This window comes from Pseudomonas sp. NLJ1, from assembly GCF_049486705.1.
GTDB classification, from domain to species: Bacteria; Pseudomonadota; Gammaproteobacteria; order Pseudomonadales; family Pseudomonadaceae; genus Aquipseudomonas; species Aquipseudomonas inefficax.
Genome location: NZ_CP137735.1, coordinates 2,757,606 through 2,774,031, shown reverse-complemented (window position 1 = coordinate 2,774,031; position 16,426 = coordinate 2,757,606). Strand labels below are relative to the sequence as shown.

General features: G+C 59.9%; 17 protein-coding genes. 9 read left to right on the top strand and 8 right to left on the bottom strand.

Annotated features, from left to right (window positions below):
- The first annotated feature begins 39 nt into the window (after positions 1-39).
- Entirely contained in the window at positions 40-255 is a 216-nt protein-coding gene (locus R9B85_RS12435; protein ID WP_047595890.1) for a tautomerase family protein, read from the top strand.
- A 164-nt stretch (positions 256-419) separates the two neighbouring features.
- On the top strand, positions 420-824 hold the full coding sequence (locus R9B85_RS12430) for an antitoxin Xre-like helix-turn-helix domain-containing protein (RefSeq protein WP_064491886.1): 405 nt from the start codon (positions 420-422) through the stop codon (positions 822-824).
- Between the two features lie 509 nt (positions 825-1,333).
- Here the strand turns inward: R9B85_RS12430 and R9B85_RS12425 are convergent.
- Together R9B85_RS12425 and lpdA are read right to left on the bottom strand one after the other, a co-directional pair.
- A complete protein-coding gene (locus R9B85_RS12425; RefSeq protein WP_064491861.1) occupies positions 1,334-1,519 on the bottom strand; it encodes a hypothetical protein in 186 nt (61 codons plus the stop codon).
- A 439-nt stretch (positions 1,520-1,958) separates the two neighbouring features.
- Positions 1,959-3,359 (bottom strand): dihydrolipoyl dehydrogenase, encoded by a 1,401-nt coding sequence (gene lpdA, locus R9B85_RS12420; protein WP_252379398.1) that lies wholly within the window; start codon positions 3,357-3,359, stop codon positions 1,959-1,961.
- A 206-nt stretch (positions 3,360-3,565) separates the two neighbouring features.
- Between lpdA and cfaB the strand changes: the two genes are divergently transcribed.
- Positions 3,566-4,750, top strand: a complete 1,185-nt coding sequence (gene cfaB, locus R9B85_RS12415; protein ID WP_423771045.1) for a C17 cyclopropane fatty acid synthase CfaB — start codon at positions 3,566-3,568, stop codon at positions 4,748-4,750.
- Positions 4,751-4,873: 123 nt separating this feature from the next.
- Here cfaB and cls read toward each other — a convergent pair whose 3' ends face one another.
- Positions 4,874-6,313, bottom strand: a complete 1,440-nt coding sequence (gene cls / locus R9B85_RS12410; protein ID WP_112249473.1) for a cardiolipin synthase — start codon at positions 6,311-6,313, stop codon at positions 4,874-4,876.
- 131 nt (positions 6,314-6,444) lie between these two features.
- On the opposite strand from cls, the gene R9B85_RS12405 reads away from it, so the two are divergent.
- Positions 6,445-6,972 carry a DUF3617 domain-containing protein gene (locus R9B85_RS12405; RefSeq protein WP_015272374.1) on the top strand — a complete coding sequence of 176 codons (528 nt, stop codon included), beginning with the start codon at positions 6,445-6,447 and terminating at the stop codon, positions 6,970-6,972.
- On the opposite strand, the gene folE2 is transcribed toward R9B85_RS12405, so the two are convergent.
- Positions 6,956-7,861 (bottom strand): GTP cyclohydrolase FolE2, encoded by a 906-nt coding sequence (gene folE2, locus R9B85_RS12400; RefSeq protein ID WP_423771044.1) that lies wholly within the window; start codon positions 7,859-7,861, stop codon positions 6,956-6,958. The genes R9B85_RS12405 and folE2 overlap by 17 nt on opposite strands.
- A 192-nt stretch (positions 7,862-8,053) precedes the next feature.
- On the opposite strand from folE2, the gene zigA reads away from it, so the two are divergent.
- From zigA to R9B85_RS12385, 3 genes are read left to right on the top strand one after another with little or no spacing between them, the layout of a single operon-like run.
- A complete protein-coding gene (zigA, locus tag R9B85_RS12395; protein WP_423771043.1) occupies positions 8,054-9,262 on the top strand; it encodes a zinc metallochaperone GTPase ZigA in 1,209 nt (402 codons plus the stop codon).
- The gene (locus R9B85_RS12390) at positions 9,259-9,885 is read left to right on the top strand and encodes a DUF1826 domain-containing protein (RefSeq protein WP_423771042.1); all 627 of its coding nucleotides are present in this window, start codon (positions 9,259-9,261) and stop codon (positions 9,883-9,885) included. The genes zigA and R9B85_RS12390 overlap by 4 nt, the downstream gene beginning before the upstream one ends.
- Positions 9,886-9,925: 40 nt before the next feature.
- The gene (locus tag R9B85_RS12385; RefSeq protein ID WP_207876991.1) at positions 9,926-10,897 is read left to right on the top strand and encodes a CobW family GTP-binding protein; all 972 of its coding nucleotides are present in this window, start codon (positions 9,926-9,928) and stop codon (positions 10,895-10,897) included.
- On the opposite strand, the gene R9B85_RS12380 is transcribed toward R9B85_RS12385, so the two are convergent.
- Positions 10,898-11,290, bottom strand: coding sequence for a DUF3301 domain-containing protein (locus R9B85_RS12380; protein WP_112249467.1), 393 nt, complete (start codon positions 11,288-11,290; stop codon positions 10,898-10,900).
- Positions 11,291-11,410: 120 nt separating this feature from the next.
- Here R9B85_RS12380 and pdxY point away from each other — a divergent pair, with 120 nt between their 5' ends.
- A complete protein-coding gene (pdxY, locus tag R9B85_RS12375) occupies positions 11,411-12,283 on the top strand; it encodes a pyridoxal kinase PdxY (RefSeq protein ID WP_112249466.1) in 873 nt (290 codons plus the stop codon).
- On the opposite strand, the gene R9B85_RS12370 is transcribed toward pdxY, so the two are convergent.
- Positions 12,280-12,765, bottom strand: coding sequence for an acyl-CoA thioesterase (locus R9B85_RS12370; RefSeq protein WP_112249465.1), 486 nt, complete (start codon positions 12,763-12,765; stop codon positions 12,280-12,282). The two genes, pdxY and R9B85_RS12370, sit on opposite strands and share 4 nt — an antisense overlap.
- A gap of 343 nt (positions 12,766-13,108) precedes the next feature.
- On the opposite strand from R9B85_RS12370, the gene R9B85_RS12365 reads away from it, so the two are divergent.
- Complete coding sequence (locus tag R9B85_RS12365; protein WP_112249464.1) at positions 13,109-14,869, top strand: cation:proton antiporter; 1,761 nt, start codon at positions 13,109-13,111, stop codon at positions 14,867-14,869.
- A 141-nt stretch (positions 14,870-15,010) separates the two neighbouring features.
- Here the strand turns inward: R9B85_RS12365 and R9B85_RS12360 are convergent, their stop codons facing one another.
- Positions 15,011-15,418, bottom strand: a complete 408-nt coding sequence (locus tag R9B85_RS12360; protein WP_112249463.1) for an SMI1/KNR4 family protein — start codon at positions 15,416-15,418, stop codon at positions 15,011-15,013.
- Between the two features lie 114 nt (positions 15,419-15,532).
- Entirely contained in the window at positions 15,533-16,387 is an 855-nt protein-coding gene (locus tag R9B85_RS12355) for a Tim44 domain-containing protein (RefSeq protein WP_112249462.1), read from the bottom strand.
- Positions 16,388-16,426: the final 39 nt, after the last annotated feature.

Genomic DNA, 16,426 nt, shown 5'->3' with positions numbered 1-16,426 from the left:
TGATTCACCACGCTATTCCACTACTGTAGGAGTCCGGACATGCCACTGGTTACTGTAAAAGGCATTGAGGGTGTTTTCTCTTCGGAGCAAAAGGCCGAGATCATCAGCAAGATTACCGACGCCATGGTCTCCGTCGAGGGAGAGAAGATGCGGGCTGTGACTTGGGTGATTTTTGAAGAAGTGAAGAGCGGCGATTGGGGCATCGGTGGTGAGCCTATTACCACTGAGAAAGTCCGAGCCATTCAGAACGGCTGATACTGAAGCTGGCCTGGTCCACGCCATGCGTAGGCTGGGCCAGCTTGCTTTAGATCACTTTTGAAAAAAGTGAGCTAGGCAGGATATGGATGGCTGGTGCTCATAGTGCTTCACTCATGCTATCAGAGGTAAACTGCCTGAGGTCGGCAAGAGTAGACGGCATTATGGGCGGCGGGCGTTTCAACCAAGAGCAGTCTTCGGTAGGTCTGAAAGTGGCGCTGCGCATCATCGCCGGCTGGCAGGCCTCCCCGACCCAAGCCTGCAGAATCCTGCGCATATCGCACTCTACATACCGCCGCGCCTCTCAAGACTGCGGTGCTGGCCGACGGCTCGATCAAGATCAGCAGCAGCGAATTGGCCTGGTGCTAAGCATCCACGCATCGTTGCGGACCACGTTTGCCAATCAGGCTAACGTCAAAGGATTCCCTGGGTTCATAAACGAGAATGAATTCTTCGAGGGACGCTCTCCCTTGGAGATCATGGCGCAAGGCGACATGATCTCGCTCTATGAGACCTGCAAGCGCATTGATCAGTTACAGCGCATCGGCGTGGCGCAGGGATCAAGCTAGCGCTGCAGAGTCTCCATTTACTGTGGTTCCCGCATTGGGATAGAGGACCACTGGGGTGCGCTTCTGCATAACGACCTCGATTAAGGATATCGAGTTGGCTTCAACCTCTACGGTGGGCCAATGACCTGGCTGTCCAAGGATTACGGCGAGCTCGTCAAAGGCCTCCGCTAGAGCCACACGGCCAGACGTAGGTATGCAAACAGCGGCACAAAAAGCCCGGCCTATGCCGGGCTTTTGTCATCCTGCAGTTGTAAGGCCACAGCCAGCTTCATGCGGGCGATACCAGGGTCGAAGTAGTCGTGAATTTGGGACGCATAAAAGAAAACGCCCTGGTTCAAACCGGGGCTTTTCGTTAATAGAAGATCAGGCGACTTCGATCGACGCCATATCAGCAATGATTTTCTCGAAGGCCGCTGAGTCATTGTGGAACGCGCTGTATGCGTCGTAATCGCCCTCCTTGAACTGGTTATAGATCGAGCCTCTTCCCGAACAGCGCAACGAGGCAGCGGTTATGCAGAAGTATGACGGGCCCACCTGCGGTGCAGGAAATACACCAGAGTGAGGAGCGAGCAGCCGAAACCGAACTCGCCGTTACGGTTGTACCTCTCGCCTACTGCGTAGAAGATGATGGCAGAGCCGATACCGACCAGTGTGATGATCAGCAGCGGCATCAACAGGGGATTGATCTTGTTCAAGGGTAATGCGCTCCATGCGGGGGTAAATGGCCTCGGCGGCCTTGCCCCGGGCTGAGACGGAGGTGAGTCTATCTCCGATGGGCCGGTTATCGCAGGACAATCCGCCACTTGCCGCGGATCTGCTGCAGGCTTGCCTTCTTTTGCCTGTGACACTGGCACACCCAACGTTTGTGTAAGAGCCGCGTGGCTTCTGGCTGCGACAGTTTTAATTCTCTAGAAAATATGATTGGACGAGGGATAGTGGAGGCTGCGACAGTTTTGCGTTTTCTCTAAGCAATGCTGAGGGCCCCGGAAAATGAAATCCCTCAGCGACAGTTTTAATTCTCTAATTTCATGCGCCCCGTCGCGACACAAGGCCGCTCCTACAGGAGAACGCAATTTCCTGTAGGAGCGGCCTTGTGTCGCGAAGGGCTGCAAAGCAGCCCCCGGCGATCTCGCATCAGATCTGCATTGCCATCCCGTCCACATTCATAGCTGCCTGGCGCAAGGCCTCGGAGCGGGTCGGGTGGGGGTGGCAGGTGAGGGCGATGTCTTCCGCCGAGGCCGAGAACTCCATGGCCACGCAGAACTCACCAATCATCTCGCTGACGCTCGGGCCGACCAGGTGCACACCCAGCACTTCGTCGGTCTCGGCGTCGGCGATGACCTTGGCGAAGCCTTCGGTCTCGTGGTTGATCTTGGCGCGGCTGTTGGCCGTGAACGGGAATTTGCCGACTTTATAGGCACGCCCTTCGGCCTTGAGCTGTTCTTCGGTCTTGCCCACGGTGGCAAGCTCCGGGCGGGTATAGATCACGCCAGGGATAAGGTTGTAGTTGACCTCGTGGGGCTTGCCGGCAATGCGTTCGATGCAGGCCACCGCTTCGTCTTCGGCTTTATGCGCCAGCATCGGGCCGGAGGTGACGTCACCAATCACCCAGATACCCGGCACGGAAGTGCGGTGGTGGTCGTTGCCGAGCATGCCGCGTTTGTCGGTTTCCAGGCCAACGCTTTCCAGGTTCAGCCCTTTGGTATAGGGGCGGCGGCCGATGGCGACCAGTACGTAATCGGCCTGTAGCGATTCTGCAGTGCCGCCGGCGGCCGGCTCCAGGGTCAGGTTCACGCCATCGGCGCTGGCGCTGGCCTGGGTCACCTTGCTGCCCAGCTTGAACACCATGCCTTGCTTGGCCAAGGCCTTCTGCAGGGTCTTGGCGGTTTCTTCGTCAGTGCCCGGGCAGATACGGTCGAGGTATTCGATGACCGTCACTTGGCTGCCCAGGCGGCGCCATACCGAACCCAGTTCGAGGCCGATCACGCCGGCGCCGATTACGACCAGATGCTTGGGCACCTGTGGCAGCGACAGTGCACCAGTCGAGTCGATGATGCGCTGGTTGTCGATGGTCACGCCCGGCAGGGGGGTAGGTTCGGAGCCGGTGGCAATGACGATGTCTTTGGCCTGCAGTGCGGTTTCGCTGCCGTCCTCGGCCTTGACCAAGACCTTGCCGACGCCATCCAGGCGGCCCCAGCCCTTGATCCAGTCGACCTTGTTCTTGCGGAACAGGTACTCGATGCCCTTGGTCAGGCCGGTCACGCTCTCGTCCTTCTGTTTCATCATCTGGGCGAGGTTGAGGTTAGGTTTGACTTCGATACCGAGGTGGGCGAACTCGTCACCGCTGGCGGCTTCGTAAAGCTCGGAAGCATGTAACAACGCCTTGGAGGGCATGCAGCCCACGTTCAGGCAAGTGCCGCCCAAGGTGGAACGGCCTTCAACGCAAGCTACGCTCAGACCCAGCTGGCCGGCACGGATGGCTGCGTTGTAGCCGCCAGGGCCACCGCCGATGATCACCACGTCATAGGATTTCATGGGTTCAACTCCAGTATGAAGAAGGCAAGAGGGGCACAAGGTTAAGCTGAGATGCCAAAATTGTATACAATCTGCCGTGTGGATAAGATCAGTTGGTTCTAGACCATGGTCTCGTTTAGAGGAAACATCCCACGAATGAACTACTCTGATCCGGCGACGTTCGAAATATCAGGCGTCGTGGCCAAATACGGACAGGAGGGTCGTTCATGCTTGCGCAACTTCCACCGGCACTGCAGAGCCTGCATCTGCCGCTGCGGCTGAAACTGTGGGACGGTAACCAGTTCGATCTGGGGCCTAGCCCGCAGGTCACCATTCTGGTCAAGGAACCACAGCTGATCAGCCAGTTGAGCCACCCGAGCATGGACCAGTTGGGCACGGCGTTCGTCGAAGGCAAGCTGGAGCTCGAAGGCGATATTGGTGAAGCCATCCGGGTATGCGATGAGCTGAGCGAAGCACTGCTGGCCGATGAGGACGAAACCCCACCGCAGCGGCTTGCTCACGACAAGAGCACCGACGCCGAAGCCATTTCCTACCATTACGATGTATCCAACGCGTTCTATCAGCTATGGCTGGATCAGGACATGGCCTACTCGTGCGCCTACTTCCGCGAGCCGGACAACACGCTGGATCAGGCACAGCAGGACAAATTCGATCATCTGTGCCGCAAGCTGCGCCTGGACGCAGGTGACTACCTGCTCGACGTTGGTTGCGGCTGGGGAGGACTGGCGCGTTTTGCTGCTCGCGAATATGGCGCCAAGGTGTTTGGTATCACCTTGAGCAAGGAGCAGCTCAAGCTCGGCCGCGAGCGGGTGAAGGCAGAGGGGCTGACCGAAAAGGTAGACCTGCAGATTCTCGACTACCGTGACCTGCCTCAGGATGGCCGCTTCGACAAGGTTGTCAGCGTTGGCATGTTCGAGCATGTCGGGCATGCCAACCTGGCGCTGTATAGCCAGAAGCTGTTCGGTGCCGTTAGGGAAGGGGGCCTGGTGATGAATCACGGTATCACGGCCAAGCATGTCGATGGTCGGCCGGTCGGGCGTGGTGCTGGCGAGTTCATCGATCGCTACGTGTTTCCTCACGGTGAGCTGCCGCACCTGTCGATGATCAGTGCCAGCATCTGTGAGGCGGGGCTAGAGGTGGTAGACGTGGAAAGCCTGCGTTTGCACTACGCCAAGACCTTGCACCACTGGAGCGAGAACCTGGAGAACCAGCTGCACAAAGCGGCAGCACTGGTGCCCGAGAAGACTTTGCGTATCTGGCGCCTGTACTTGGCCGGGTGTGCTTATGCATTCCAGAAGGGCTGGATCAACCTGCACCAGATTCTGGCCGTGAAGCCCTACGCCGATGGGCATCATGACCTGCCCTGGACGCGTGAAGACCTGTATCGCTGAATTGCGACAAAGCACGCAAGCGCGACACCGAACCTTGTGGGAGCGGGTTTACCCGCGAATGCGTCGGTACAGCCACTGACGTCTTCGCGGGTAAACCCGCTCCCACACGGTCCGCGATACGCATCAGAGAATCGGCGAAATCAGCCGCGCAATCCGCATCCCCAGTTGCTGCAGCCGATGAGTATCGCGGCTGTCCTCCGCAGTAATTTCCCGTGCCTGTTCAAAGTCATTGAGCAGCATGTTCTGGACCTGGTCAGCGAAGCCACGGTCGACCGTCAGCAGGGTGATTTCGAAGTTCAGGCGGAACGAGCGGTTGTCCAGGTTGGCACTACCGATCGCGCTGACATCGTCATCCACCAGCACCACCTTCTGATGCAGGAAGCCCGGTTGGTAGCGGAACATGCGTACCCCCGCACGTACCGCTTCGAAGGCGAAGAGGCTGGAGGCGGCATAGACGATGCGATGGTCTGGGCGCGACGGAATCAGCACTCGCACATCGACCCCACGCAGCACCGCCAAACGCAAAGCGGCGAACACCGCCTCGTCGGGGATGAAATACGGGCTGGTGATCCATACGCGCCGGTTGGCTGAATGGATCGCCTCAAGGAAGAACAATGAGCAGGTTTCCTGTGGGTCTGCCGGGCCGCTGGCCAAGGCTTGGCACAGCACGCCGTTGTCCGGGTAGGTGTCCGGCAGAATCAGCGGTGGTAGCTGGCGCGTGGCCCAATACCAGTCTTCGGCGAACGACTCCTGCAGGCAGGCCAGCACCGGCCCGCTGATCTGCACATGGGTGTCGCGCCAGGGTGAGAGCTGCGGGTGGTCACCGAGGTATTCATCGCCCACGTTGTGCCCGCCGATGAAACCGAGCAGGCCGTCCACCACCACGATCTTGCGGTGGTTGCGGAAGTTCACCTGGAAGCGGTTGAACCAGCCACGACGCGTTGCGAAGGCATGAACCTGTACACCACCGTCGCGCAGCAGCTGGCTGTAGCTGGCCGGCAAGGCATGGCTGCCGACGCGGTCATAAAGCACGAACACCTTCACTCCTTCGGCGGCCTTGCGCAGAAGCAGTTGCTGCAGTGCTTTGCCAAGGCGGTCGTCATGGATGATGAAGAACTGTACCAGCACCACGTCGCGGGCATTCTCAATAGCGGCGAAGATGGCATCGAATGTCGCCTTGCCATCGATCAGCAGCTTCACCTCGTTATTGGCAAGGCAGGGCATGCGCCCGAGCTTGGGCATGGCGCGCAACGCCGCATAGCTTTCCGACTCGCGGGCGGTGAGGGCTTCTTCTACCCAGGGCCGCCAGTTGAGGTTGGCCATGGCCACATGCATTTCCTGGTTGGCCTGGCGTCGGGCCTTGATGTAGGCATAGAACGAGCGTGCGCCGAAGACCAGGTAAGGGATCAAGGTGAGGTAGGGGATGAAGAACAACGGCATGGCCCAGGCGATTGCGCCCTGGGCAGTACGCACGGTGAACAGCGCGTGCAGTGCAGCGACGATACCCAGCAGGTGAATCAGGCCGAGTAGGTAACCGAAGAAGTAGGGGCTGTGGTAGTCCATATGCATCCTGCTGGCCGAGTACACTTGAGTAACAGAACACGTTCCCGGTCCGCGTTGCAACCTGAAGGTGGATTCGGCGTCTAAGGCTCAGCCCGGCCCGCTTGGCCGGTTTTTTCCAGGAGCGTTCGTCCATGAAGATTCGTCTGCCACTGTTGGCGTTGGCCCTAGGTGTGAGCAGCCCGCTGGTGCATGCTCAGATGCTACAGCCGGGTTTGTGGGAGCTGACCACCAGCAACATGCAGGTCGATGGCAAGCCGTTACCCGACATGGAGTTCATGCTCGGCCAGTTGAAGAACCTGCCGCCGGAGCAGCGCGCGATGATGGAGGGTGTGCTGGCCAAGCAGGGGGTGACTGTTGGCGGTAAGGGGGTGCGCTCGTGCCTGACGCCAGAACAGGTCGCCACCAACGATATCCCGCTGCAGGACCCGAAGTCAGGATGTACCCAGAAGATCACCGACCGCACCGGTAATGTGTGGAAGTTTCAGTTCAGCTGCCCTAAAGCGCAGGGCAGTGGCCAGGCGACTTTCCTCAGTGACCGGGAATTCACCACCCAGGTCAATGGAACGTTCAACGCCTCGGGTGTACAGCAGCAAGGCAGCATGAACACCCGTGCCGTGTGGTTGGGCAATGACTGCGGTTCGGTCAAGCCGCGCAGCTGACATCCCATTGCCACTGGCTGGTAGCGACAGCGTCGTGGGCATGCAGGCTTTCTGCATGTTCCACGCGCAGCTTGAAGGCCGTGCTCCATTCTATTTGCCGTAGCGCCTTGTGCAGGCGTCGAGCGGCGTCTTCGCAGAACATGAGGTTCTGGCCGTTGGCCAAGGCAAAGGCTTGTTCGTCTGCGCGCTTTACCGCGGTCTGCACCGCTGTCCCCAGGCTAGCTTCTATGCGGTCGATCAGCTCGGTGATTGGCAGAACCTGCTGCTTGCTGTGCAGCCTTACCTGGATTTGGGCGCTACTGCGTTGGCTATGGGGCGTCGCTACGATGCCTTCGGCGCTGCCAAGCCACTGCAGCACTGCAGACGTGTCGACCTGCTCCTCTCTGAAATCTGCCTGGAACTGCTGCTGAATCAGCTGACGTGCAAGTGCAGCCGAGCAGGGGCAGGTCGAGGAATAAGGAACTGAAACGGATAGTTCCACGTGGAACATTTCATTTTCAATCCTTGCATCGACTGCCACGGCATAGCTTTTCCAGCCCTCCAACGGGCTGATCAAAGCAGGCCTTTTAAGCAGATGCTCAAAGCGCAGACGCAGATAGGCTGCGGAAGAAAGGCCTTCATGGCTGCTGAGGAAGTCAGCCAGCAGTTGCCGGATAGTGAGAGGCGTCAGGGGCTGATGCTCCAACGACTCCAGGGCAAGATAAAGCCGCGACATATGGATACCGCGTGAACAGCCATCTACCAGGCTAACGCCAGCATCGACAGTAGCAGCTGCCGTGCACCCTTCGAACCGCACAGGTTGGGCTATCCCGCACATACCCACCCAGTCCAAAGGTAAGGCGTATTCCTGGGTTTGAGCGGCAATGTCGGGGAGTTTGAGCTGGGTCATCTGGCATTCCATACAAAAAGGGAGATCAGCAGCCACTGCCGATCAAGCTGCAATGCAGGGGAGGATGAACAAGGGCCATTTTCTTCCCGTTAGCTCCTCGTCTGTCACGAACGTCTTGGCGAAATTGTATTGTTACTTTATAACATTGTGCAATGCATCGTTTCGAATGCGCTCGCCTGAAGAGGTTTCGCCATGCCCAACCGTCTCCCTGTCACCGTGCTGTCCGGCTTCCTTGGCGCCGGCAAGAGCACCTTGCTCAACCATGTGCTGCGTAACCGCGAAAACCTGCGGGTTGCGGTTATCGTCAATGACATGAGCGAAATCAACATCGATGCCAGCGAGGTGCAGCGCAACGTCAGCCTCAACCGTGCCGAAGAGAAGCTGGTGGAGATGAGCAATGGCTGCATCTGCTGCACGCTGCGTGAAGACCTGCTTGAGGAAGTGGCGCGTCTGGCCGAGGAAGGGCGTTTCGATTATTTGCTGATCGAGTCCACGGGAATCTCAGAGCCACTGCCTGTGGCCGAGACCTTCACCTTCCGTGCCGAACAGGGCGGCAGCCTGTCCGACATGGCACGCCTGGACACCATGGTCACCGTGGTCGATGGCCTGAACTTCCTGCGGGATTACCAGGCAGCAGACAGCCTGGCCAGCCGTGGCGAAACCCTGGGTGAGGAAGACGAGCGCTCGATCAGTGACTTGCTGATCGAACAGGTCGAGTTCGCCGATGTGCTGTTGCTGAGCAAGATCGACCTGATCAGCCAACACGAGCGCGAAGAGCTAATTGCGATTCTGCGCAGCCTGAATGCCCGGGCGCAGATCGTGCCCATGGTCATGGGCCAGGTACCGCTGGAACGCATCCTCGACACCGGCCTGTTCGACTTCGACCAGGCTGCCCAGGCCCCTGGCTGGCTGCAGGAGTTGCGCGGCGAGCACGTGCCGGAAACCGAAGAGTACGGCATTGCCGCCACCACCTGGCAGGCCCGGCGCCCCCTTCATCCACAACGCTTTTTCGATTTTATCCACACGCCCTGGAGCAATGGGCGGCTCCTGCGTTCGAAGGGTTTTTTCTGGCTGGCCAGCAAGTACCAGGAGGCCGGGAGCTGGTCGCAGGCAGGCGGCATGATGCGCCATGGCCTGGCGGGCCGCTGGTGGCGCTTCGTGCCGCGCGAGCAGTGGCCACAGGATGTGGATAACACCGCCGCGATCTTGAAGAACTGGGTTGCCGAGAGTGGTGACTGCCGCCAGGAACTGGTGTTCATAGGGCAGAATATCGACTTCGAAAAATTATCCACAGCACTCGAAGCATGCCTGTTGACCGAGCAGGAAATGGACTTGGGGCCTATGGGCTGGTTGCGCCTGCCGGATCCGTTCGGTCCATGGCATGAGGAGGCCGCAGCATGAACCCCGCACGCAAACCTGTGGATATTTTCCAGGTATTTGGTGAAACACCGCAGGTGCTGACCGAGGTGTTGCAGGATGGCGTGAACCTGGCGGTATGGCGCCGACGTTTGCCGGCGCAGCTTGAGGATTTTTCCGCACTGGTGGTCAACCTCGGCCAGCCTTTGGCAGACCAGCGCGTCATCGATGTAGACGAGCAGCACATGCCGGTATTGACCGAATTATTGCGCGAAGCGGCGGACTTGCACGGCTACGAGGCATTCGTGGCGGATGTGGCTTGGTTGGTGGCTGCCTATACCTGCCTGGTGGGTGCGCAGCGGGTCGGCTTGCGCCTGCGGGTACTGACAGGCCCCATGTGCCCGCGCTTCCATGTGGATAACGTTCCGCTGCGCCTGCTCACCACCTACGGTGGCGCAGGTAGCGAGTGGCTGAAAGAGGACGCCAGCCCTCGTGGAGACTTACACACAGCGATACCACCTGTGGATAACATCCAGCACCTGCAAGCTGGCGATGTGGCTGTGCTCAAAGGGGAGAAGTGGCAGGGCAACGAAGGCGCGGGGCTGGTGCATCGTTCGCCCTCGGGGCAGCAGGGGCGCCTGCTGCTCAGCCTTGACTGGCTGGCCTGACGGCGCATAGTGAGGCATCACCATCGCCCGAAGCCGCCCCATGCTGCAGAACATTCCTACTCACGTGATTGCCGGCCCGCTGGGGGCCGGCAAGACGACCCTGATCCGTCATCTGCTGGCCCAGCGCCCGGCCAATGAGCGCTGGGCTGTATTGATAAACGAATTTGGCCTGGTAGGTCTGGATGCTGCCTTGCTCAGCCGTGACGAAGACGGCATCGCCATCGGCGAGGTCGCAGGTGGATGCCTTTGCTGCGTCAATGGCATGCCGTTTCAGGTGGGCTTGGGCCAACTGCTGCGCAAATCCCGCCCTGACCGGCTGTTCATCGAGCCGTCCGGGCTGGGTCATCCGTTGCAGTTGCTCGCTCAGTTGCAAAAAGCCCCATGGGCTGGAGTGCTGACAATACAACCATTGCTGATGGTTGTGGATGCGCAGTCGATGGTTCGGTGCGAGCAGCTTCCAGAGGCTCAACAGCAGGCCCTCGAGGCTGCTGAAAGCGTCGTATTGAACAAGTCAGAGGCTGTGGATGAAAAACACAAGCTGTTGATAAAAAACAAATTAATTGGGAAAAGACTGTTCTGGACCGTTCAAGGTAAGCTGCCCTTGTCAGAGCTTCCGGCCGTACCCAATGGCATTGTTGACAGCCCGTTTGTGGATAACAGTATTGTCGACAATCCTGGAAATCCAACGGCGACGCTATGGACGGACCCTGGCCAGCCGATCTGTCTTGCCCAGCAGGGAGAAGGGGGTTGGAGCATTGGCTGGCGCTGGCACCCTGGCCAGCAGTTTTATCCACAGCGGCTGCAGGCGTTCTTGCGGGCTTGGCCGTGGCGACGCGCCAAGGGGGTTATCCACAGCGTGGAGGGCTGGCAATCATTCAATGGCCTGAATGGGGACATGCCCGCCTGGCAGCCCAGCGACTGGCGCAGGGATACGCGCATCGAGCTGATTTTCGACCAGCCGCAATCGCAATCCGCGCTGCAGGCCGGGTTGAGCGAATGTCGTATCAGTTGATCAGTTGCGCCAGCGGTTGTGCTCCTGGCGCCACTGCTGCATTTCGATGACATTGTCGGCGCGCGGTGGGGTCTTGATCTCGAACGGGTAGGGCGCAAGTTCGATTTGCACACTGTGGGCGCCGAACTGCGTCACGGTACCGGGGTGGCGCTGTTCGCCCGTGACGGTGAACTCGAAGGCATAGACGCGCGCCAGGCGCTTGCGGCCGTTGGCGTCACGGACAAAGGCGATGCGCTTGAGTGCGACCGCATCGTCGAGCAGTTCGAGGTCGAGCTTGGTGCAATGCTGTTTGACCCGTTCCAGGGCTTTCTCGCGCAACCCGTGGTTGTGCCACAACCAGGCGCCTGCCGTGGCGACCAGCATCAGGACGAAGAGGTTTTCCAGGGTCAACATTTGCATATGCTCCAAACAGGTCGATCCAGCTTAACTGCGTCCCTGGCCTGTCGTACAGGTGGCAATCGAGTTCATACTGCCTTGCGCACAATCACTGAAACAGCTTTGGAAACCTCCCGCATGAAACGTACCCCGCACTTGCTCGCCATCCAGTCCCATGTGGTGTTCGGCCACGCCGGCAACAGTGCCGCGGTATTTCCCATGCAGCGTATCGGGGTCAATGTGTGGCCGCTCAATACCGTGCAGTTCTCCAATCACACACAGTATGGCCAGTGGGCAGGTGAAGTGCTTGCTCCTGCGCAAATTCCTGCGTTGGTGGAAGGCATTTCCAACATCGGCGAGCTGGGCCATTGCGATGCGGTGTTGTCCGGTTACCTGGGGAGTGCCGAACAAGGCCGGGCGATTCTGGCCGGCGTCGAGCGGATCAAGGCAGTGAACCCAAAGGCTTTGTACCTGTGCGACCCAGTCATGGGGCACCCTGAGAAGGGTTGCATCGTGCCTGCGGAAGTCAGTGAATTCCTGCTCGACGAGGCGGCCGCCAGGGCTGACATCCTGTGCCCCAACCAGCTGGAGCTGGACAGCTTCTGTGGCCGCCGGGCGCAGTCGTTGGAGGACTGCGTGAACATGGCGCGCAGCCTGTTGCAGCGAGGGCCGCAGGTGGTGCTGGTCAAGCACCTGGCCTACCCCGGGCGCGCCGAGGACCAGTTCGAGATGCTGCTGGTGACCGCCGAGCACAGCTGGCACCTGCGTCGCCCGCTATTGGCGTTTCCGCGGCAGCCGGTGGGGGTGGGGGACCTGACCTCAGGCCTGTTCCTGGCTCGCGTCCTGCTCGGCGACAGCTGGGTCCAGGCGTTCGAATTCACCGCTGCGGCCGTACACGAAGTGCTGCTGGAAACTCAGGTATGCGCCAGCTATGAACTGCAGTTGGTGCGGGCCCAGGACCGCATCGCGCACCCAAGGGTGCGCTTCGAGGCACAGCTTCTGGCGCTTTAAATCGAGTCGGTTTTCAGGTCCTGGTAACGCTTTTCCAGCTCCTGGCGGATCTGTCGGCGTTGCTGGCCCTGAAGGAAGCGGCGCTTTTCTTCACTGCTCTGCGGCTGGCGTGGCGGCACCGGCACCGGGCGACGGTTGTCGTCGACCGCGACCATGGTGAAGAAGCAGCTGTTGGAATGACGTACCGAGCGCTCGCGGATGTTTTCGGTCACCACCTTGATGCCCACCTCCATCGAGGTGTTGCCGGTGTAGTTGACCGACGCCAGGAAGGTAACAAGTTCCCCCACGTGCACCGGCTCGCGGAAGATCACCTGATCGACCGACAGGGTGACTACATAGCTGCCGGCATAGCGGCTGGCACACGCATAGGCCACTTCGTCGAGGTACTTGAGCAGGGTGCCGCCATGTACGTTGCCAGAAAAGTTGGCCATGTCCGGGGTCATCAGGACGGTCATGCTCAGCTGGGCGTTTCCAGGTTCCATAGTGTGCTCACGGTGAGGTTGCGCTGAATCGGGCGAACGGGGGGCATTATCTGCAGACACTTGTATTCCCCTCTTTTGAATTTGCCTTCCTGGTACGGGACGTTGGCTGACGCTCCATCGTCACGCCGATCATGCCATCAGCGGCGCTTTTCCAGCCGATCTGTTTCTGCATATTGCACCGCCTATTTGCGGCGGGGTGCGATGTTAACCTGACTACACCCATGCAACATGGGCTTTTCATGCATTCAAAACAGTATGTACTTGCTGCTCGCTCAGGGTTGCCTTGGCAGAGGAGCGGTCTGCCCAGGCATCCAGCAACGGACGAGAAAAGGAGTATCACGCCATGCATGCCATCAGCTTTATCCAGGACCTGGCAGTCATCATGCTGGTCGCCGGCGTGGTCACCGTTCTCTTTCACCGTCTCAAGCAACCTGTGGTGCTGGGCTACATCGTCGCCGGCTTCATCATCGGCCCGCACACCCCACCGTTCGGCCTGATCCACGACGAAGACACCATCAAGATCCTCGCCGAGCTGGGGGTGATCTTCCTGATGTTCTGCCTGGGGCTCGAATTCAGCCTGCGCAAGCTGTTCAAGGTAGGCGCCACGGCGTTCATCGCGGCGTTCCTGGAAATCGTGCTGATGATCTGGATCGGCTTCGAGATCGGCCGCTGGTTCGGCTGGAACACCATGGATTCGCTGTTCCTCGGCGCCATCCTGGCGATTTCTTCGACCACCATCATCGTCAAGGCGCTCAACGACCTGAAGATGAAGAACGAGCGCTTCGCCCAGCTGATCTTTGGCGTACTGATAGTCGAGGACATCCTTGGCATCGGCATCATCGCCCTGCTGTCGGGCATCGCCGTCAGCGGCACGGTCAGCTCGGGCGAGGTGTTCTCCACTGTCGGCAAGCTGTCGCTGTTCATGATCGTCGCGTTGGTCATCGGCATCCTGCTGGTGCCACGCCTGCTGGCCTACGTGGCAAAATTCGAAAGCAACGAGATGTTGCTGATTACCGTATTGGGCCTGTGCTTCGGCTTTTGCCTGCTGGTGGTCAAGCTGGAGTACAGCATGGTGCTCGGTGCCTTCCTGATTGGCGCGATCATGGCCGAATCGCGCCAGTTGCTTAAGATCGAGAGCCTGATCGAACCGGTGCGTGACCTGTTCAGCGCCATTTTCTTCGTCGCCATCGGGCTGATGATCGACCCCCAGGTGCTGATCGACTACGCCTGGCCGATCGTGGTCATTACCCTGGCAGTGGTGTTGGGCAAGATGCTGTCGTGCGGCATGGGCGCGTTCATTGCGGGCAATGACGGGCGTACATCGCTGCGAGTGGGCATGGGGCTTTCGCAGATCGGCGAGTTTTCCTTCATCATCGCCGCGCTGGGCATGACCCTGCAGGTGACCAGCGACTTCCTCTACCCGGTGGCTGTGGCGGTGTCTGCAATCACCACGCTGCTGACACCCTACCTGATCCGTGCCGCCGACCCGCTGTCGCTCAAGCTGGGCAAGGTGGTACCCAGCCGCCTGGCGCGGGTGCTGTCGTTGTATGGCGAATGGTTGCGCAGCATCCAGCCGCAGGGCGAGAGCGCCATGCTCGTGGCGATGATCCGGCGCATCCTGTTGCAGGTTGGGGTGAACCTGGCGCTGGTAATCGCCATCTTCTTCAGTGGTGGCTATTTCGCAGGGCGGATCGGCAACTGGCTCAGCGAGTGGGTCAGCGATGCCAGCCAACAGAAAGCGCTGATATGGGGCGCAGCGTTGTTGCTGTCGTTGCCATTCCTGATTGCTGCCTATCGCAAGCTCAAGGCACTGTCGATGCTACTGGCAGAGATGGGCGTCAAGCCGGAAATGGCCGGGCGGCATACCCAGCGCGTGCGTCGTGTGATTGCCGAGGTGATCCCGCTGTTGTCGCTGCTGGTTATTTTCCTGCTGCTATCGGCGCTGTCGGCGAGCATTCTGCCGACCAGCGAGTTGCTGCTGGTGATTGCCGTGGTGGCTGCGGTAGTGGTGGCCTTGCTGTGGCGCTGGTTTATCCGCGTGCATACGCGCATGCAGATTGCCTTGCTGGAGACGCTGGAGAACAGCCGCGAGAATACGCACTGACTGTGGGAGCGGGCATGCCCGCGAACACCGGCGCGGCTGGGGCCAATCACCGTGCTGGCTTCTTCGCGGGCGCGCCCGCTCCCACAGGTACTGCATGGGTGCTGACCTTTGTGCAGTACAGCATCAAAACAGAGGTTGGAATCAGCTCTCCAGCCAGACATCCCGCGCCCAGTGCCACACCGATTCCCAGCTGTCTTCGCCGACACTTTCCTCTTCGGCATCCCACAGCACCACGGTGCCATCCTCTTCGACGCAGTAGTAGTTGTCGCCGTCCTGACACAATGGAATCAGGTCACGTGGCACGCCGGCATCCCAGGCGTTGGCGGCGACTTCCGGCAGGTAGGTATGCGACTGTGGGTCGGTAACGGTCACCGGCTCCAGTGAACCATACACCACGTCACTGACGGTCAGCAGGAACTCTTTGAACACGAACGGAATGTTGATGAACAGCTCTTCTTCGATCTCGACCAGCTGGTCCTCGTCGGGAAGCTCAAGGGGCACCGGCACTGGCTCGTTGGCTTCACGGAGTTGTTCGATCACTTCTTCCACGGTTCACTTCCTCTGACCTAGATGACAACGCTGCGCGTTATACCCTAGTAGGCCACTCTGGCAAAAGCAAAAACCCCGGGACAGGCCCGGGGTTTTTTGTGCAGCACGCAACGGTTAGCCGTTTTGACGGATACCGGCCACCAGCCAAGGCTGGTTTTCGCCTTGGGCGCGAACCATGTGCCAGCTTTCGCTGAACACTTCGCCCTGGTCGAAGCGCGAGTTCTTCGACATGCCACGGAAGGTCAGGGTGGCATCGGTGCGGTCGGCGCGGTCTTCGACACCGTCCAGCTGCACCTCGAGGTTGTCGATGTAGGTGGACTGGAAGCCATCACCCAGTTCGGCGCGCTCGCGCTTGAGGAACTCCAGCATCTGCGGGGTGACGAACTCGGCGATCTTGTCCATCTCGTTGGCGTCCCAGTGCTGCTGCAGCGCCTGGAAGTGGTTACGGGCAGCAGCCAGGAAGTTCTGCTCGTTGAACCAGGCCGGGGCGTTGATCACCGGGGCGGCTGCGGCGGCAGGTGCGGCCGAACCACCGAAGATCGACGGCTGGGCAGGCTGACCGTGAGCTTCACGCTGCATCGGCGCATGACCTGGCATGGCCATTTGCGGCTGCTGCTGGCGACGGCGCGCGGCGATGAAGCGGAACACCAGGAAGGCGATGAGCGCCACGATCAGGAAGTCCATGATCTGGAAGCCTTCGAAACCGTCACCCATGAACATGGAAGCCAGCAGGCCACCGGCAGCGAGGCCGGCCAGAGGGCCCAACCAGCGCGAAGCACCGCTGGCGGCCGGAGCGGCACGGCCAGGTGCGGTCGGCGCGGCGGCAGGCGTGGTTGGCGTGGCCTGGCGGGTCTGGTGGATAGGCGCGGAGCCCGAGCTCTTGCCGCCGCCAAAACGCTTGGCGTTGGCGTCCAGGCTCAGCGTCAGGCCGACGCAGAGCGCCAGAGCGATGCTAAGAAAACGTTGCATAAGTGGGATATCCCCTGTTGTGGATTGCACGCGCGTCAT